Source organism: Halobaculum magnesiiphilum, from assembly GCF_019823105.1.
GTDB lineage: Archaea > Halobacteriota > Halobacteria > Halobacteriales > Haloferacaceae > Halobaculum > Halobaculum magnesiiphilum.
Genome location: NZ_CP081960.1, coordinates 78,627 through 97,542, shown reverse-complemented (window position 1 = coordinate 97,542; position 18,916 = coordinate 78,627). Strand labels below are relative to the sequence as shown.

Annotated in this window: 15 protein-coding genes; 11 read left to right on the top strand and 4 right to left on the bottom strand. The window is 68.9% G+C overall.

The features are described 5' to 3' along the window. Nucleotides 1–56 precede the first annotated feature (56 nt). From K6T50_RS17005 to K6T50_RS16970, 8 genes are all read left to right on the top strand, one after another. Nucleotides 57–1,238, top strand: a complete 1,182-nt coding sequence (locus K6T50_RS17005) for an alpha-1 4-glucan-protein synthase (protein ID WP_222609429.1) — start codon at nucleotides 57–59, stop codon at nucleotides 1,236–1,238. Beyond that, complete coding sequence (locus K6T50_RS17000) at nucleotides 1,231–2,484, top strand: extracellular solute-binding protein (protein ID WP_425601421.1); 1,254 nt, start codon at nucleotides 1,231–1,233, stop codon at nucleotides 2,482–2,484. Before K6T50_RS17005 ends, K6T50_RS17000 begins: the two co-directional genes overlap by 8 nt. A gap of 18 nt (nucleotides 2,485–2,502) precedes the next feature. Beyond that, entirely contained in the window at nucleotides 2,503–4,161 is a 1,659-nt protein-coding gene (locus tag K6T50_RS16995) for an ABC transporter permease (RefSeq protein WP_222609428.1), read from the top strand. Further along, nucleotides 4,154–5,407 (top strand): ABC transporter ATP-binding protein, encoded by a 1,254-nt coding sequence (locus tag K6T50_RS19340; protein WP_425601420.1) that lies wholly within the window; start codon nucleotides 4,154–4,156, stop codon nucleotides 5,405–5,407. Before K6T50_RS16995 ends, K6T50_RS19340 begins: the two co-directional genes overlap by 8 nt. Further along, on the top strand, nucleotides 5,408–7,657 hold the full coding sequence (locus tag K6T50_RS16985; protein WP_222609427.1) for an ArnT family glycosyltransferase: 2,250 nt from the start codon (nucleotides 5,408–5,410) through the stop codon (nucleotides 7,655–7,657). A 198-nt stretch (nucleotides 7,658–7,855) separates the two neighbouring features. Further along, a complete protein-coding gene (locus K6T50_RS16980) occupies nucleotides 7,856–8,731 on the top strand; it encodes a glycine betaine ABC transporter substrate-binding protein (RefSeq protein WP_222609426.1) in 876 nt (291 codons plus the stop codon). A gap of 120 nt (nucleotides 8,732–8,851) precedes the next feature. Continuing rightward, on the top strand, nucleotides 8,852–10,735 hold the full coding sequence (locus tag K6T50_RS16975; protein ID WP_222609425.1) for a HAMP domain-containing protein: 1,884 nt from the start codon (nucleotides 8,852–8,854) through the stop codon (nucleotides 10,733–10,735). Nucleotides 10,736–10,836: 101 nt separating this feature from the next. Further along, nucleotides 10,837–11,643: a CPBP family intramembrane glutamic endopeptidase gene (locus K6T50_RS16970; RefSeq protein WP_222609424.1), complete on the top strand. Its 807-nt coding sequence runs from the start codon at nucleotides 10,837–10,839 to the stop codon at nucleotides 11,641–11,643. 44 nt (nucleotides 11,644–11,687) lie between these two features. Here the strand turns inward: K6T50_RS16970 and K6T50_RS16965 are convergent, their stop codons facing one another. The 4 genes from K6T50_RS16965 to K6T50_RS16950 all read right to left on the bottom strand — a co-directional run bounded on the left by K6T50_RS16965 (nucleotide 11,688) and on the right by K6T50_RS16950 (nucleotide 15,842). Next, complete coding sequence (locus K6T50_RS16965) at nucleotides 11,688–12,836, bottom strand: DUF7544 domain-containing protein (RefSeq protein ID WP_222609423.1); 1,149 nt, start codon at nucleotides 12,834–12,836, stop codon at nucleotides 11,688–11,690. Between the two features lie 151 nt (nucleotides 12,837–12,987). Further along, nucleotides 12,988–13,686 (bottom strand): dolichyl-phosphate hexose transferase, encoded by a 699-nt coding sequence (locus K6T50_RS16960; protein ID WP_222609422.1) that lies wholly within the window; start codon nucleotides 13,684–13,686, stop codon nucleotides 12,988–12,990. A 53-nt stretch (nucleotides 13,687–13,739) separates the two neighbouring features. Beyond that, nucleotides 13,740–14,921 (bottom strand): inorganic phosphate transporter, encoded by a 1,182-nt coding sequence (locus K6T50_RS16955; RefSeq protein ID WP_222609421.1) that lies wholly within the window; start codon nucleotides 14,919–14,921, stop codon nucleotides 13,740–13,742. A 45-nt stretch (nucleotides 14,922–14,966) separates the two neighbouring features. Further along, nucleotides 14,967–15,842 carry a hypothetical protein gene (locus K6T50_RS16950; RefSeq protein ID WP_222609420.1) on the bottom strand — a complete coding sequence of 292 codons (876 nt, stop codon included), beginning with the start codon at nucleotides 15,840–15,842 and terminating at the stop codon, nucleotides 14,967–14,969. 283 nt (nucleotides 15,843–16,125) lie between these two features. Between K6T50_RS16950 and K6T50_RS19335 the strand changes: the two genes are divergently transcribed. The 3 genes from K6T50_RS19335 (at nucleotide 16,126) to K6T50_RS16935 (ending at nucleotide 18,889) form a co-directional block, all read left to right on the top strand. After that, complete coding sequence (locus tag K6T50_RS19335) at nucleotides 16,126–16,929, top strand: halocyanin domain-containing protein (protein ID WP_425601419.1); 804 nt, start codon at nucleotides 16,126–16,128, stop codon at nucleotides 16,927–16,929. Nucleotides 16,930–16,935: 6 nt separating this feature from the next. Then, nucleotides 16,936–17,604 (top strand): helix-turn-helix domain-containing protein, encoded by a 669-nt coding sequence (locus tag K6T50_RS16940; RefSeq protein WP_222609419.1) that lies wholly within the window; start codon nucleotides 16,936–16,938, stop codon nucleotides 17,602–17,604. Nucleotides 17,605–17,797: 193 nt separating this feature from the next. Then, nucleotides 17,798–18,889, top strand: coding sequence for a sensor histidine kinase (locus K6T50_RS16935; RefSeq protein ID WP_222609418.1), 1,092 nt, complete (start codon nucleotides 17,798–17,800; stop codon nucleotides 18,887–18,889). Nucleotides 18,890–18,916: the final 27 nt, after the last annotated feature.

Genomic DNA, 18,916 nt, shown 5'->3' with positions numbered 1-18,916 from the left:
TGGCCGCCCGAAACATCGACACTCTTTAGGTCGCCCTAATCAGATCGGAGGAACGAATGAGTTCACCGCAGGACATCTGTGTCATCATCCCGACGATCCGGGAGTACGAGTGCGTCCGCGAGTACGTCGCGAACGCTCGCGAACACGGCTTCGACACGGACAGGCTGTTCTTCGTCCTCGTCACCGAGGACTTCTGTGACACCGACGCGATGGAGTCGATGCTCGACGAGGAGGGCGTCGACGGCGTCGTCTTCGACGGCACCGCGCGCGAGGAGTGGTTCGAGGACCACGACGCCGCCGAGTTCTCACACCTGATCCCCGCCGCGAGCCACGCCCAGACGTCGTTTGGGCTGCTGTACATGTGGGCCCACGAGCGCTTCGAGTACGGCGTCTTCATCGACGACGACACGCTCCCGCACGCCGAGGAGGACTTCTTCGGCACCCACATGCGCAACCTCGCGCATGAGGGAGAGATCGAGTCAGTCCGTTCGGACGAGTCGTGGGTGAACGTCCTCTACCAGTCCGACACCGACCTCTACCCCCGCGGCTACCCGTACGCCGCGATGGACGAGACCGTCGAAACCGACACCGAGCACGTCGACGAAGTCGTCGCCTCCCAAGGACTGTGGACGAACGTGCCCGACCTCGACGCCGTCCGGATCCTGATGGACGGCGACCTGCAGGGGCAGGCCCAGACGCTCACCGAGTCGAGCGACTTCCGGCGCGACTTCGTCGCCGCCGAGGGGCAGTACCTCACGGTCTGCTCGATGAACCTCGGGTTCCGTCGCGAGGTCGTCCCCGCGTTCTATCAGCTCCCGATGGACGACAACGAGTGGGAGGTCGGCCGGTTCGACGACATCTGGTCGGGGCTGTTCCTCAAGCGCGCCGCGGACGTGCTCGGCAAGCAGGTGTACAATGGCGGCCCGCTGTGTGAGCACAACAAGGCGCCCCGGTCGACGTTCGACGACCTCGCGAACGAGGTCGCGGGCCTTGAGCTGAACGAGCACGTCTGGGAGGTGCTCGACGGCGTCGCCGAGGACGCCGACTCCTTCGAGGCGGCGTTCGCGGAGATGGCCGACGCGCTCGCGGAGGGCGACTTCGAGGAGTGGAACAACGGGGCGTTCCTCAACCACTGCGGCGAGTACATGCGCGACTGGATCGACTGCCTCGACCGCGTCGAGGGCGCGGGAACGCGTACGACGGCGGCGGACGCACCGGAGGTGCTTGCTGATGACTGATCGAGAGACACACACCGAGATGACCGAAGACGACACGACGGACGGACGGCGGACGTATCGGCGGCGGAAGGTACTCGCGGGACTGGGCGCGGCCGGCGCGGCCGGGCTCGCGGGCTGTGGCGGCCTCGGCGGCGACGGCGAGGGCGACAGCGGCGGCGGCGGTGGCGGCGACGACGGCGGTGGCGGCGGAGGCGGCGGCGGAACCGGCAGCGACGACCGGATCGACGCCGCGTTCGACGACTTCCGCGGCTCCGGCCCGCTGGCGCAGGGACGCTCCGACATCGGCGGCACGCGCATCGGCGACCTCGAGGATCTCAGCGGCGAGCTGACGATCTACCTCGGCGGCGGCGAGGGCGGCCTCTACCGCGACCTGCTCGCGAAGTTCGAGGACATCTACCCCGACTTCACCGCGACGCCTCGGGAGTCGGGAACCGCCGACGCGGCGAACACGATCATCAGCGAGGGCCCGGCGACGCCGGCGGACGTGTTCTGGTCGGTCGACGCCGGGTCGCTGGCGGCCGTCTCCGCCGAGGGACTCTCGGCGGAGCTCCCCTCGGAGGTCGTCGACCCCGTCCCCGAGGAGTTCCACCCCGACGACACGTGGGTCGGCACCGCCGGGCGGGCCCGCGCGGTCCCGTACAACACCGAGGAGCTGTCGGAGGACGACATCCCGGACGACGTGATGGAGTTCCCGGAGTTCGAGGGGTTCCAGGACGCGATCGGGTGGGCCCCCACCTACGGCGCCTTCCAGTCGTTCATCACCGCGATGCGGCTGATCGAGGGCGAGGAGGCCACCCGCGAGTGGCTCCAGGGGATGCTCGACGCGGGCGTCACCGAGTTCAACAACGAGTTCCTCGTGTCGAACGCCGTCGCCGACGGCGCACTCAACGGCGGGTTCGCGAACCACTACTACGCGCTGCGCGTGCAGGCCGCCCGGCCGAACGCCCCCATCGACCTGGCGTTCACCAGCGGCGACGCCGGCGGACTGATCAACGTCGCGGGCGCGTCGGTGCTGTCGGCGAGCCAGAACAAGGAGCTCGCGTTCAACTTCGTGCGCCACCTGCTGTCGGCGGAGGCCCAGGAGTTCTTCGCCACCCGGACGTACGGCTACCCGATGGTCGGGGACATCCCGCCCGTGGGCGGGCTGCCGCCGGTGTCGGAGCTGGACCCGCCGAGCATCGACCTGCGCGAGCTGTCGAACATCCAGCCGACCCTCGAGTTGATGCGCGACGTCGGGGTGCTGTGATGGCGGAGGCGGTCTGAGATGGCCCCCGGCGAGGGCGTCGGTCGGGTCCGCGGACTGCTCGCCAGCGACGACGGCCAGCCGAGCGTGGCGGTCGTCCTCCTGGCTGCGGGCGTCGCGGCCGCCGTGCTCTCGCCGCTGTTGTGGTTGTTCGTCAGCGCATCGGAGCTGGCCGTCGCCGACGCCGTCTCGCTGTTGACCTCGGAGACGACGACGGAGGTACTCGTCAACAGTCTCACGCTCGTCAGCCTAGTGACCGGCGCGTCGATCGCGCTGGGTGTGCCGCTTGCGGTGCTGACCGTCCAGACGGACCTCCCATTCAGGCGGTTCTGGACCGTGCTCGCGGCGCTTCCCCTGGTCGTCCCCAGCTACATCGGCGCGTTCGCATACGTCTCCGCGTTCGGTCCCAGCGGCGCGCTGCCGGATCTCTTCGCCCAGTACGGGTTCGGGTTCGTGAACCCCTACATCCCGACGGTATACGGGCTCGGCGGGACGACGCTCGTGTTGACGCTGTTCACGTATCCGTACGTGTTCCTGACCACGCGCGCGTCGCTGCTCTCGTTCGACACGACACAGCTGGAGGCGGCGCGAACGCTCAACCACAGCTATCCGCAGGCGTTCCGGCGGGTGATCCTTCCACAGATCGCGCCGGGTGTGACCGCGGGCGCGCTGTTGGTCGCGCTGTACACGCTGTCGGACTTCGGGACGCCCGCGATCATGCGCCTCGACGTGTTCACGCGCGTCATTTACGTCGAGCTGAACAGCTTTGGCGTGGGGCGGTCGAACGCGACGCTGCTGTCGATCCAGCTGCTCGCCGTCACTGCGGTGATCCTCTCGCTCGAATCGCGCGTCAGCGGCGACACCGCCGCGGGGTACGGGACGCCCTCGTCGGTGCGGACGGTCGTCTCGCTTGGCCCGTTCCGTTGGCTCGCGGCGGCCGTCCCCGCGTTCGTGAGCCTGTTCACGCTGGCGCTGCCCGTGGGGATCCTCACGATGTGGCTCGTGCGCTCCGGGCCGGGGTACAGCGGAGGCGGGCTCGCGTTCCGACCCGAGTTCGCAGTGAACTCGGCGTACGTCGCCGTGTTGACGGCGGCCGCGACTGTGGTGCTCGCGCTCCCGGTCGCCTACTACGCCGGACGGTCGAACTCGCTGTTGGCGAAGGCCGTCGACCGCGCGACGTACCTCGGGTACGCGATGCCCGGCGTCGTCCTCGGGCTGGCGCTCGTGTTCTTCTCCAGCCGGTGGCTGCTGGAGACGTTCGGCGCCGACGCGGCCCGGGTGGTGTACCAGTCGCTGCCGCTTCTGGTGTTCGCGTACGTGGTCCGGTTCCTCCCGCAGGCGGTCGGTTCGACGAAGTCGTCCGTGCTCGGCGTGGACCGCGATCTGGTCGGCGCCGCCCGCCTGCTCGGCGAGAACCCGCGCGGCGCGTTCCGGCGGGTGACGCTGCCGCTCATCTCGCCGGGCCTGGTCGCGGGGGCCGCGCTCGTGTTCCTCACGACGATGAAGGAGCTGGACACGACGCTCATCCTCCATCCGACAGGGTTTACAACGATAGTGACCTACATCTGGCGTGTTCAGGAGGCCGGGTACTACGGCCGCGCCGCCCTGCCGGCGCTCGTGTTAGTGGCCGTGTCCGGCCTCTCGATGGTTCCGCTGCTCACCCGTTCCGACGATGTGTGACGACACACCCCACCCAGACCGCGACGCAAATCGGCCCGTTCGAGCCGACGCCGACGCGGCCGGTCCGGCCACCGACGGCGGGACGGCCGTCGACGAGACCGCTGGCAGCGCAACGGATCGCGACCGGGTCGAGTCGGCGGCGACAGTCGGCGACAGCCTCGGCGGCGACGCGGGCGAGCCGACGGGCGAGGCGGTGTTGGAACTCGAGGACGTGGTCAAGCGGTACGGCTCGGAGACGGCCGTCTCCGGCCTAGATCTGACCGTCCGCGAGGGCGAACTCGTCACCCTTCTGGGCCCGTCCGGGTGCGGGAAGACCACGACGCTTCGCATGATAGCCGGGCTGGAGACCCCCTCCGAGGGTAAAATCGCTGTCGGCGGCGACGTTGTTGCCGGTGAGGGCGCGGCCACCCCGCCCGAGGAACGCGACGTGGGGCTCGTGTTCCAGGAGTTCGCGCTGTTCCCGCACCTCACGGTCGCGGAGAACATCGCGTTCGGGCTCGACGACCCGAACTCCGAGACCGCCGACGAGCGGGTGGCTGAACTGCTGGATCTGGTCGGTCTCGGCGACTACGGCGACCGCTCGGTAACCGAGCTGTCGGGCGGGCAGCGCCAGCGGGTGGCGCTCGCGCGCTCGCTGGCTCCGGAACCGGAGGTATTGCTGCTCGACGAGCCGTTCTCGAACCTCGACGTGAGCCTCCGCGTGCGGATGCGCGAGGAGGTGAAGCGCATTCTCGACGAGGCGGGCGTGACGGCCGTCTCGGTTACCCACGACCAGGAGGAGGCGCTGTCGATTTCCGACCGCGTCGCCGTCGTCAACGACGGCACGGTCGAACAGATCGGCGACCCCGGGGAGGTGTTCGAGCATCCCACCTCACGGTTCGTCGCCTCCTTCCTGGGGCAGGCGAGCTTCCTCCCGGCGCGCGTCAGCGAGAGCGGGATCGAGACGAGCGTCGGCTCGTACGACCGGGACCTGTTGAAGGGGCTCGGCGACGGCTACGTCGGCAGCCACGTCGACGTGCTGGTGCGCCCGGACGACCTCAGGGCCACCCCGGTCGCCGAGGGCGACGCCGACGGCGAGGTGATCCGCCGGCAGTACACCGGGCCCTCGTTCGTCTACCACGTGAAGCTCGACGACGGCACCGTCCTGCGCTGTCTCCACAACCACACCGAGGAGTTCGAGGTGGGCGAGCCCGTCGCGGTCACGCTCGTCGCCGACCACGCCCTCGCGTGGTACCCCTCCGAATAGATGACGGGCGCGTCCACCGAACACGAGCGCGACGAGAGTGCCGGCAGCGAGGACGGGACCGCCGACCGAGCGGTCGCGGCAGTCCGCTCGCGACTCGACGCCGGCCGCGTCGCCGCGATCGTGCTCGCCGCGATCGGCGCAGCCGTCGCGGTCGTGGTCGCCACCGGCGTGTTTCCGTTCCGGTCGCTCAACCACGACGAAGGCGTGTATCTCCAGCAGGCCGACATGCTGCTGTCCGGGCAGGTGTTCCTGCGTCCGCCGGTCGAGGACGCGTTTCGGCCGTGGTTCTTCGTCGACAGCGAGCGCGGCCTCTACTCGAAGTACGCGCCCGTCCCGTCGACGGTGTTCGCGCTCGGGAAGCTGCTGGGCGGGTACACGGTCGCGCTCGCGGGGATCGCCGCCGGCCTCGTCGCCGGCACCGTTGCGCTCGGGCGTGAACTGTTCGACGCGCGCGTCGGTGCACTCGCGGGCGTCCTGCTGCTCGCGACGCCGCTGTTCGTGGTCCACAGCGGCGTGTTCCTTCCCTACGCCCTGACGGCGGCGCTGAACGTCGCGTTCGCCGTCTGGTACCTCCGCGGGGAACGACGCGAGAGCCGGCGCGACGCGACGCTCGCCGGCGTCGCCGTCGGCCTCGCCTTCTTCGCACGGCCGTACACCGCGGTGTTGTTCGCGACCCCGTTCGTGCTCCACGCGGTCGTGACTCTCACCGCCTCTGGCGCGTGGCGCGTACCGCCGGCAGCCGCCGAGCTCGTCGATGAACCTACCGACGAACAGGCGCGGGGGCTGTTCGCCCGCCGCCTGATCACCGCCGCGCTGGGAACCGCTGGGGTGCTCGCCACACTCGGATACAACGCCGTCGTCACCGGCGACCCGTTCCTGTTCCCGTATCTCGCGTTCGCCCCCGAGGACGGCGTCGGCTTCGGCGAGCGCGCCATCCTCGGGCACGTGGTGGACTACACGCCCGAACTCGGGATCGAGGCAAACCGGCTGGTGTTGGACACGCTGTTCACCGACTGGGTCGTCGCGGGGTCACTGGGAGCCGCCGCGGCCGCAACCGGCGTCGCACTCGCGCTCGTCGGGCGGGGGCTCCCGGGCGACGACGAGGCCGGCGACGGCGCGCTCGGCGAACGGGTCCGTCGGGGACTGCTCGCGGCGACGTTCGCGAGCGTCGCCGCCGGCAACGTCGCCTTCTGGGGCAACTTCAACGTCCTCGGCGCGCTTGAGGTGCGCACAGACGGCCTGATCTACTACCTCGGTCCGTACTACCACTACGACCTCATCGTCCCGACGGCCGTGTTCGCAGCGGTGGCGTGCGTCGCCCTCGCGGACGGCCTGCGCGGGGCCGCGACCCAACTCGCCGAACGGGCGGGCCGGATCGACGCGCGCCACGCCCGCGCGGTCGCGACGGTCGCACTCCTCGTCGGCGGCGCGGCCGCGGGTGGCGTCGCCGCCGGAGCCGTCGAGGACACCGTCGAGCGGAACGAGGCGGTGACCGAGGAGCTGCGCGCCGGCTACGGGCCGCTCGTCGCCGACGGCGACCCCGGCGCGGCGGTCCCGGAGGACTCGGTCCTGTTCCTCCCGACGCCGTACGGGCCGTGGCTCAACCACCCGTTCCAGGCGCTACGCAACGACCCCGGCCACGACGGTCCGCGGGTGTACGCCCTGGGCGACACGCGGGAACTGGAGGTCGCCCGCGAATACCCCAACCGCGACCTCTACCGCTACGTGTACGCCGGATCGTGGGTGCCGACCGACGACTCCACGGTCCGCGGCGGGCTCCGGGAGGTCGAACGCGTCGCCGGCGACCGGCTCTACCTGAACGCGACGCTCCAGCGTCCCGAGTCGGTCGAGGGAACGACCGTGCGCGTGACCGGCGACCGCGGGTCGACGTACCTCGTGGCGACCGACTCCGGCGGCCCCCTGTCGCTATCGATGGTCGTCGAGGACGGCGAGCTCACCGTGAGCGGTGAGGATCTGGTCGTCAGCGGCGGCGAGGGCGGCGAGGCCGAGGGGGCCGTGCTGCCGCTCGACGACGGCGACGAGATCGACGTGGAGGTGTTCGTCTCCACCGGACCGGCGACCGGGTACAGCTACCGGCTGTCGTTCCCGTACGAGCGGATCGACGGGACGGCCCGGGCGCTGACGGCGACCGCCGAGCGGTGTCCGGTGCCGACGCGGTGTGTCCCGCAGGGCGTGGGCGAATCCCCACCGGACCGCGGGATCGAGGTGACGCTGACGAGGGCGACGTGACCGGGGCCAAAGCGACTGACGTCTCCGACCGGCGCCCCCCTCCGATCGACGGTCTCGAACCGACACGCGTCACCGACACAGGGTTATTTGTTATCTCAGCGACTGATGGCCGGTATCGTGCGACAGACACGCCGGGAGTCGATACGGTTGGTCGGTGCAGTCGGCGTCGGCGTGTCCGGTGGCTGCTTGGGACGTGGAGTGGGTCGAGGAACCGAGGAGCCGTCTAACGTTCGCGTCGGATCGAAGTCGTTCCCGGAACAACGAGTACTGGGATATCTGGCGTACCACGGGCTTCAGTCGGTCGAGGGAATACAGGTCGTCAACGAGATCGGCTACGGGAACTCTCGTGAGAACTGGGAGGCGACAAGGACCGGGATCAAGGACCTCTACTGGGAGTACACGGGAACGGCGTGGAGTCGGCTCCCGCCGCGCCGTGACGAACGGATAACGGATCCGGACCGGCTGTACCGGCTCGTGAGCGAGGACGCTCGGTCACAGGGTGTGCGGATGGCCCCTCCCGCCCCGTTCTCCAACGGGTACGTCCTGATCGCCGACCGCGACTGGAGCGAACGGACCGGCGTGACGACGATCAGTGAGTTCGCGACGCACGTCGGATCGGGGGACACCGACTTCGGAGTGGCCCTCAACGAGGACTTCTATCACCGGTCGGACGGGTGGTCCGGGCTGGTCGAATACTACGGGATCGGGTCCGAATCCAAGGAGACCTTGGAGTCCGGAACGTTCATCATCACGTCGGTAGGTATCACCTACGAGCTGCTGAGTGACGACCGAGTCCAGGTCGCGAGCGGGTTCGACACCGACCCCCAACTGGAGAGTCGGTCGTTCGTCACGCTCCGGGACGACCGCGAGTACTTCCTTCCGTATCAGCCGTCGCCAACGGCCCACGCACCGACCATCGAGGAGCACCCGGGTATATTCGATCACCTCCGGCCGATCGTGTCCGCGTTGGACAAACCGACGATCAGACGGTTGACCCGGCGGGTCATCATGGAGGACGAATCGCCGAGCACCGTCGCTCGCTCGTACCTGAACGAGATCGGGGTCGTCGGATGAGCGGACGACGTTCGGACGGTCGCGGACCGAGCGCCGTGCGTGACTCGCCGGGCGACGACGGGGTCATACGGGCTCGGCGGACAGTCGCACGAGCCGGCCACACGTGCGGGGTGATCGCGAATGCGTGAGTCGATCCGCTCGGTGCCCGGGATCCGTCACGTCGTCGGGCTGGTTCGCGCCTCGTATCGGCGAAAGCTGGCTACCGCCCTCATCACCGTGCTCGTCATCGTCGGCGTCGTCATCCTGGGACTGTACGTCCAACTCGGGGCGGTGCTGGACGAGAACGTCGAACGGTCGATGACCGCTGCGGCGGATGCCGAGGCGGGCGAGCTCGCCGAGTGGAACGGACAGAACCGACTGGTGACACGGGTGGTTTCCGCCGACTCGGTGTTCGCGAACGGGAGCGATCACGCCGTTCGAGGATACCTCCTCAAGCAACGCGCGGACACGAAGGAAACCCGAATCGTCGACGTGTACGTGATCGATAGGCGCAGCCTCACCGTCGAGGTGGACGCGGATCGGGAGTTGGAGGGGACGGCCGTTCGGTCGTTGCCGTGGGAGGAGGAGTTCGCGTTCGACGGCTTCGAAGACGTGCGGACTACGGAGCCGTACCGCTCGTCGAACGGGACGACCGTGATCGGCTACCTCACGCCGATCAGACACAACCCGGGGCACGTCCTCGTGGTGACGATCGACACCTCGGGCGTGTTCGAACGGTTCGATCACCCGGTTGACGGCGGGTTCACGCGGGTCGTCGACTCCAACGGGACGGTTGTGTTCGCCGACGATCGGTCCGCGACGCTACGACAGTATCGGGATCAGGTACTTCGGGCCCCGGTAGTGAACAGCGGTCTCGACGGCGAGAACGGGTTCGTCCGTAGCTCGACGTACCGAGGACCGGACGGCCGGGGGGAGTACGTCGCCGCGTACGCGCCGGTGGCGAACACCGACTGGGTCGTGATCGAACACGCGCCCGCCGCCGAGGCGTACGCGATAACCAGACGGGCGAGAACGTGGATCGGCGTCGTCGGGCTGATCGCGGTCGGCGGGGTATCGACCGTGATCCTCGTGCTCGGGGCCGACGTGACCAGTGCGCTGTCGAGCCTCGGCACGCGGACGAAGGAACTCGAACGGGGGAACTACGACGTACGCTTCGACACCGAGCGTCGCGACGAGTTCGGCGACCTCAACAGGCGGCTCGCGTCGACGCGAGACACCCTCAACCGGCAGTTCGAGGAGATACAGGCGACGAAGCGGGCGCTCGAGGCGTCGAACGAGGAACTCGCGGAGCGGTCGACGATGATCGACGTACTGAATCGAGTGCTCCGACACAACGTTCGCAACGACGTCAACGTGATCGCGGGTCGCGTGAGGTCCGTCGCGGAGGACGTCGACGACGAGCAGACGCGGGCCGAACTCGAGAAGGTCCACGAGACGGCGTGGGCTCTCGCGACGCTCTCGGACAGAACAAAGCGTATCAAGAACCTGGTCGCGGCGGGAGACGCCGAACGACGGTCGATCGACATCGCGGCGAAGCTATCCGTCGAGTTTGATGGACTCCGTGCGGCTTGGCCCGACTCCGCCGTCGTGCTCGAGGTCGACGACTCGTCGCCGACGGTTGCGGGGGTGCCAACGCTCCCGACGGCCGTCGCCGACGTCGTCGAGGAGGTGATCGAACACAACGACGGACGTGTCGAGATCGAAGTCGAGATCACACGCGAGTCGACGGACGGACCCGATCGAAACCCGAACGGGTCCGGTCGAAACCCCGTCGTTCTCGAGGTCACCGACAACCGGGACGGGCTTCCCGACATGGATGCTGAGGCCGTCATGCGGGGGGAGGTGACGCCGAAGAAGCACGCGGAAGGGCTCGCGCTCTGGTGTCTTGAGTGGACGGTCAACAAATCGGACGGCGACCTCGTCGTGGACACCGACGATTCGACCTTCGAGATACAGTTGCCGCAACCGACTGAGGCAGCCGCCAAACCCGTCAACTCCGAGTGATCGTCGAACGTTCGCCGCGCGCTCGGGACGCCGAGCCGGGGCGTCGGAAGCCGTGACATCTCGGTGGTGGTTTTACGTTCCCGACCGGCGGTCGTTCGGCCATGCTCCCGTTGCCCACCCGCTCGTCACTCCGTCCCGACGCCGGCGCTCACCGGCGGTTCGGCGCGCTGTTCTGCCTCGGTCTCGTCGGCGTGATCGCGGCCTCGGCCACCGCGGTCGCCGGCGGCGGGCTACCGGCGCCGCTGTCGGAGCTGTCCCCCGTCGTCGCACTGGCGCTCGTGTCCATCCAGCCGGCCGTCCTCCTGGGCGTCGCGGTTGCGGTCGGGCTCGTCGCCGCCCCGCGCGTCGGCCTCAAGTCGCGCGTCCGCGAGTGGGCCGACGGCGGAGACGGCGCGTGGGCCGGCTTCCGATCCGAGCTTCGCCCCGCACTCGGGCTGGGCGGAATCGCGGGCGTTGCGCTGCTTCTCGCCGGGTGGCTGCTCGGCCCCGCAGGCTCCGTCTCCGGCGAGGGCGCGACGGTTCGAAGCGTGCTCGCGGCCGTGCCGTTGCGGTTCCTATACGGCGGGATCGCCGAGGAGCTGCTGCTCCGGTGGGGACTCATGTCGGCGCTGGCGGCGATCGGACGGTGGATGACCGGTGGCGCGCGAGGTGAACTGACCCCCGGCGTCGCGTGGGCGGCGATCCTCGCGTCGGCCGTCCTCTTCGGTGTCGGCCACCTCCCGACGGCCGCGACGCTGTACGGGTCGCTGACGCCGTCCGTGATCGCGTTCGTCGTGCTCGGCAACTCGCTCGGCGGGATCGCCTACGGCTGGCTGTACTGGCGCCACAGCCTCGAAGCCGCGATGGTCGGACACGCTGCGACGCACGTCGTGTTCGTCGCCGTCTCGCTGGCGCTCGTCGTCGCGTAGACGTTCGTGGCCCGGATCGCCCTGATGGACGATCGGCTTCCCGCTCAGTTCTCGTCGGTGTCGGCCGTTCCGTTTTCCGTGTCGTCGGAGGCGTCGTCGCCGCCCTCGGCAACGGTACTGCCACCGCCTTCGGCAACGGTACCGCCACCACCCTCGGCAACGGTACCGCCACCGCCGGCGGCCCGGACGGCCGCGCGCCGGTCGGCGATCAGGTCGAGCGACTCCTCGATGTCCCCGAGGACGAGCAGCGCGTAATAGCGGAGGTAGACGACGAGGGGCACCTGCACGAGGGCGGCGACCGCGATCAGGGCGAGTCCGAACAGCAGCGCAGCGAACACGACGATCCCGATGCCCAGCAGCTCGCTCGCCGTCGCCACGAGGACCCCGACGGCCGCGAGCAGCCCGAACGGGATCAACAGCGCCACCGCGCCGACGCCGACGGCCACCGACGCGAGGACCCCGCCGACGACGGACAACACGACGCTCACTCCGACGTACGCGAGATACTGCCACGGGTTGGCGGTTATCGTCGACCAGAGCCGCCCCCAAGCACCCAGCAGCGTCCGCTCCTCGCGGATCATGATCGGGACCACGAACACGGTCGTGAAGCCGTCGATCAGGCCGGTGAGGAGTCCCAGCGCACCGATGAAGGGTACCACCGCCAGAACCGTGAGGATCGGGACCGCGAGCCCATCCCCGCCGTCGAACACGAACGGGGCGACGACCAGCGCAGCGGCGACCGCGAGGCTCCCGAGTCCTACGAGGCCGAGCAGCAGCCGGAACCCGAACAGCCGCACCCCCTGTGGCCACCGACGCCCCCAGTACTCGCGCAGGGAGACCGTCTCCTTCCGTAACGACTCCACGAGAACGAACTCCATGACCGAACCGATGAACAGCGTTCCGAGCACGATAACCGAGCCGACGACGACGATCGTGGCGATGACGAGCCACTCCGCCCCGCCGATCGTCGCCGGGAGCTGAACACCGCCGGGGAGTTCCACCCCCGGACCGCCCCCTGGCCCGCCGCCCTCGATCGGCGCGGACGTCTGGACCCCGCCGAACCCGCCTCCGGGACCGGCCGCGAACAGGACGATCACGGCGAGTTTGACCCAGGCACTGCGATCGACGGGCCACAACAGCGCTTTCGTCGCACGGTACGCGTCGTCGACGTCTTCGACCGCGTGCAGGGACACTCGGAACCACCTATCGGCTCGACAACACGAAGATACCTATCGGTGCGTACAGTGAACGTTCACGTCGGGTACACCATCGAGATCGGATGTCGACACGTTCGGTCCGGCTCCGACACCGAGCGACGAAGCCGGACGCTGGGTCCCTGCCAACCTACAGGAGTTGCCTGGCCCGCTCTTCGAGACAGCACTTCAGGATCGACTTGCCGATCTCGGCGCCGCCGGAGAACGGGTCGAGCTTCGTCTCGCCGAGCCGTTCGTCGTAGGCGATCGGCTCCTGGCGGATCCGGTAGCCACGCATCGCCGGACGGATCAACAGTTCCGCGGACAGACCGGTGTTCTCCGTCCACTGGATCGAGTCGATCACGTCCTCGTGGTACGCGCGCATGCCCGTCGTCACGTCGTAGAGCGTGTGGCCGCCGAGCGCGCTCGCGACGCCAGCGAACAGCCGGTTGCCGAGGCGGTTCATCGCCGGCATCGTGTCGGCGCCGTGGTAGAGTCGGTCGCCGCTGACCACGTCGTACCCGTCGTTGATCAGCGCGAGGAAGTCCGGGATCCGCTCCATCGGGTAGGTGCCGTCGCAGTCGGTCGTGATCCGGACCGGGTTGCTCGCCTCATACAGCGCGCGACGAACCGCCGCGCCGTAGCCGCTTGGGGGCTGGTCGACGACGCGTGCGCCGCGTTCGCGGGCGATGTCGGCGGTGCCGTCGTCGGAGCTGTCGACCACGACGACCTCGGCGCGTCCGTCCGTCGCCGCGTCGATGTCGTCGAGTACCGGGCCGATCGCCTCCGCCTCGTTGTACGCCCCCATGACGACGCTCACGTCGTCGAGGGTGTACGACCGTTGGTCCATACCGGACGCTATCGACGGAGGTTTTTAGGCTTGCCGAAAGCTGTCGATTCGAGTCAGAAGAACGGTGCGTACCGGAAGGTGAGGAACGCGCCGACCGTCGAGATGAGCGGGACGACGTTCTGCATGACGACGACGCGAGCGGTCGTCGCAGGGTCGAACAGTTCGCCGGGCGTGGGGATGTCCGCCGGGTCCTCCTCGCCGATGGCGGGTGCCGTCTCGCCGTCGCCGTCGGCGGCGAGCGCGTGCACCGACACCGGCGGCGTCTCCTCCGTTTCGCCGCGGACGGCGTCCGAGACGGTGATCGGGCGGGTGGCACGCCCCCACCCCAGGCCGACGATCGACATCGTGGCGATGACGACGAAGCTCGCGGGGATGCCGATGAACGAGAGGAACACCACGAGCGCCGCGGATATCGTCGCGACGACGATCGCGGCCGTCAACGGGAGCTCGGTGATGTCGCTGCCCATGGTCTCCAGCGTCCGGCGTGCGATCGTGAACGAGCCGATCCCGACGGCGAGCCCGCCGATGAGGATGCCGGGATTCATCTCCAACGCTCCCGCGCCGACCAGCGGTGCGATGGCGTTCGCGATGTTCGAGGTGCCGGAGCTGAACGCCATCAGACAGCCGATCGCGATGACGGCCGCGACGCCGACGACCTCGCGTCGGCTCGCGTCGTCGCTGATCGACACGCTCGGCACGAACCCTCCGGACCGATCGACGTCGAGCACCGCACCGTCGGACTCGTCCATCGCGAGCAGGCCGTCGAGCCGGGCGTAGAAGTAGCGGCCGATGATGAGCGACACCCAAAAGCCGATGACCGGGGCGACGACCCACCAGATCACGATCCCGCCCATGACCTCCCAGTCGAGGGCGTTGTTCGCGACGCCCAGCCCGGCGATGGCGCCGACGGCCGTCATCGACGTCGAGGCGGGCACGCCGAAGACGTTGCCGACGAACAGCGCCAGCCCGATGAAGAACAGGACGCCGATGCTCGTCTCCAGCGTGAACACGCCGGGTGCCGTGACCAGATCCGAGCCGAGCGTGTCGACGACGCGTCTGCCGATCGTCCACGCCCCGACGAAGAAGAACGTCGTCATCAACGCGGCCGCCGTCGACTTCGACACCGCACCTGCACCCACGGCGGGCCCGAACGCGGGGCCCGTCGTCGATCCGCCGATGTTGTAGCCGACGAACATCGCGACGAGCACGCCGACGAGAAGGAGTAGCTCCACCATATTACCTGTACTAATGGTCGTGCGCCCTAAGGCCTTGCTCTCTCGTTATCTCGTGTCAGTCGACCCGTCCTCCTCGTCCTCCGTTCCCTCGACGTCCTCCTTCCCGTCGCTGTCGGCGGCTTCACCCTCGGTGTCGTCAACGTCTTCGTCCGCGTCGCTTTCGGCATCGTCGTCCGCGTCACCGCCCTCGCCCAGTTGCTCTCCGACCGACCGCTCGACCGCCTCCTCCACCGTTTCGCCCATCTTCTCCTCCATCGTCTTCTCGACCGTTTCCTCCACCGTCTTCTCCACCGTCTCGCCCACCTTCTCCTCCACCGTTTTGTCGACCGTCTCCTCCACCGTCTTCTCGACCGTTTCACCCACCTTCTCCTCCATCGTTTCGTCTACCGTCTTCTCGACAGTCTCGTCGACGGTCTTCTCGACCGTCTCGCCCACTGTCTCGTCTACCGTCTCGCCCACCTTCGCTTCCACCGTCTTGTCGACCGTCTCCTCCACCGTCTTGTCGACCGTCTCCTCCACCGTCTTGTCCACGGTATCCGCGACCGTTTCCTCGACCGTCTCCCCGACCGTCTTCTCGACCGTTTCACCGACCTTCTCCTCCACCGTCTCGCCCACCTTCTCCTCGACCGTTTCACCGACGGATTCGTCGACCGTCTCCGCGACCGACCGTTCGACGTCCTGAACGGTCTCGTCGACGGTGTCCGCGACCGTCTGCTCGACCGTCTGCTGGACCTCGGTCGTCATCCACTGGGGGTCGAATCGGGCCATCTTCCAGGCGATGTGGAGAACGTAGGAGACGATCACGCCCAGCCCGAACGCGACGCCCACCTCCGTGCCGAGCACGAGGATCAGTCCGACGGCCAACGCGATCAGGAGCCCGTACGTGAGGTCGACGACCGAGTCGACGCGGTTCGGGTTCACCGGGTCCACCCCGTGTCCGCCGCCCCGTCGCTCCCGGCCCCATACCCCGCCGTTCGATCCCGCCGCTCGGGGTCGTATCCGCGCATACCGGTTCTGGTGGCTCGGCGGGGTTAAAGTCGCGTGTCCTGGAACCGACTCCGGCGTTCCTTCGACGACGCGAGATCCGACCCGAGTCCGAACGTCGACCCGAGTGACCGGCCCGGAAACGTCCGCTATCGCTCGTTCCCAGTCGTTGGGATCCAGCGCAGTCTCACATTATCACCCAAACACAACTCGAACATGTATGACGGAGTCCGGAACATCATCGATGTCGCGGCGAAACGTGCTTCGAACAGCGCTTGCGGGTGGCGTCGCTGCCGCCGCTGGCGGGGCAGCGACTGCCCCGGCGGCCGCACAATCGTCCGGCGGGCTCGAGGAGTGGTTCTCGAACGTGGACAACTACGACGGCGTCGTCGACGAGACCGGCTCGAGTTCGGTGACCGTCGAAGTCGGTACGCAGGCCAACGGCGGCGCGTACGGGTTCGGACCCGCGGCCGTCCGCGTCGATCCCGGAACCACCGTCACGTGGGAGTGGACCGGAAACGGCAGCTCGCACAACGTCGTCGCCGAAGGGGGCGGATCCTTCGAATCGGAACTCGTCGGCGATGCCGGACATACGTTCGAGCACACCTTCGAGGAGGCCGGCATCTACCGGTACGCCTGCACCCCGCACAAGGCGCTCGGGATGAAGGGCGCCGTCGTCGTCGGCGACGCCGAGGTCGGCGGATCGGGCGACGGCGGGAGTGGCGACGGAGCGGGCGGAGACGACGGCGGCAGCGGCACGGCGAGCGCGACCGAGTCCGCCGACGAGACGAACGAGTCGGCCGCCGGGGGTTCGGGCGGCGGCGGCGGAGGCGGAGCCGGCGGCGTTGGCGACGCGCCGGCATTGCTGGTGCTCGGCGGCGGGATCGCCGCGGCGCTGTCGCCGCTCGTGTTCGGGCTGTTCCTCCTCCTGTCCGGGGAGGACAGTGCAGAGGCCACGGGGGGCGCGTACAGAGCCGACGGCGGGAGCCAGTCGGCGGAACGTCGAGACGACGGGGCGAGGTGACCCGACATGGCTCGCGCGCGACTCGAGGTGTCGCTCCCGGAGGACGTCTGGGTCGGACAGGTGACCCGGTCACACCCGGACGCGACGCTGTCTGTGCTGTCGGTACTACCCACCGACCGTGGCGGGGTCGCGCTCGTCGCGCTGCGTGACGACGACGCGCCGGAGGTGGTCCGGGACATCGAGGCGGCGGATGGGGTCGACGAGGTCGAACTCCAGCGGGCCGCCGAGGACGTCCGCGAGGCGATCGTCCGGGTCGAGACAACGGATCCCCGCCTGCTGGTACCGCTGAGCGACTCGCGGCTTCCGGTGGAGTACCCGGTCGAGATCACGGAGGGGACCGCACGGCTCACGGTCGCCGGAGCGCGCGACAGGCTCTCAGCGTTCGCGACCGCGCTGGAGACGATGGGGATGGACTACGCCGTCGAGTACGTCCACGACGCGATCGACGCCGAGAACCTCCTCACCGAGGGTCAACGGGAGCTGCTCGCGGCGGCGATCCGGTCGGGGTACTACGACACCCCCCGCGAGACGACGCTGACCGAGTTAGCCGACAGGCGGGGGATCGCGAAATCGACGGCGAGCGAGCGGCTCCACCGTGCCGAGGGGACGGTCATCAAGCGGTTCGCCGAGGACGCGCTCGACATCGACCCGGAGCGCTCACCGCTGACACAGTAGCGAACGGAAATCCCGACTCCGATGGAGGACGAGGGAGAGCCACCGCGAGTCGTGGCCCGAGCGAGGCGTCGGCCGTGGGGCATGACTGCCGATTTCGCGTCGGGGCTTCGTTCCGGGTTGGCTACGGGAACAGCCGTCGGTTCAGACTGCCTGTACCACCGCCGTTTTGCGGATCGCTTCCGTGGATCGTCCAATGGATCCGCGACGGACTGCGGCTGCGGCAACGATCGGTATCACCGGATTGGGCTTGCTCGGCGTCGCGGTCCGTTCGTTGGGCCGGGGAGTTCAGGGGATAGCGGGCTGGGTCCTCGTCGGGGCGGTGCTCGTCCTCGGCGTCTCGTTCTCGATCGCCGGGCCGGTACTGTATCGGAGCTCTGTGGACTCCGAACACCTCCTCCGGGTCGCCGGGTGGAACGCGCTCGGGGTGATCGTGACCATGGCCGTCCTCGCGCTGGTCGCCGCCTTCCAGGTCGCGACGGGCGGGCGTGTGACCGCACCGCTGCTGTCCGGAACGGTGATCCTCGGCGTGAGCGCATTCGCGCACGTACTGATCGGCGTCAACGACGTGCGCCGGATCCGCGCGCGGACGGTCGCCGACCAGCGGCAGAAGGCGGCCGTAGTCAACAGATTCGTCCGCCACGACCTCCGCCACGCAGCACAGTTGCTGATCGGGTACAGTGACGAGATTCGCAGCTACGGTTCCGATTCCGTCGACGAGGACGACAGCGACGGCGGACACGAGGACCTCGCCGACCGTGTCGCCTCCATCGGCCGGGACCTGAGCGAGACGCAGTCGCGCGTCAAGATCATCGACGAGTTGCTCGACGGCGAGGGTGTCGACGACCGAACGCCCGTCGTCGTAAGCACGGCGTTGGACCGGCGACACGACGAGTTGACCGACGGTCATCCGAACGGCACGGTTCGAATCGACTCCGAGGGGGAGCCGGCGGTCCTCGGCGGCGACCACGTCGTGACCGCAGTCAGCGAGTTGGTCGAGAACGCACTACAGCACGGTGGCGACCCGGCGGACGTTCGGGTTCGGGAGACGCGTGCGGGCCGGGAGGTCGAGATCACGGTCCTCGACGACGGCGACGGCTTCCCGGAGAACGAGCGGGCGTTGATCAACGACGACGAGGTCGAGACGCAACTCCGCCACAGCAGCGGTATGGGGCTCTGGCTCGCGAAATGGGTGATCGAGTTCTACGGCGGGACGCTCTCGGTCGGGACGAGTCCCGACGGCGGCGGCGAGGCGACGGTTCGACTACCCGCTGCGGACGCGACGTAGCCGCGGCGGTCGCGGGGAAGGTGCGGT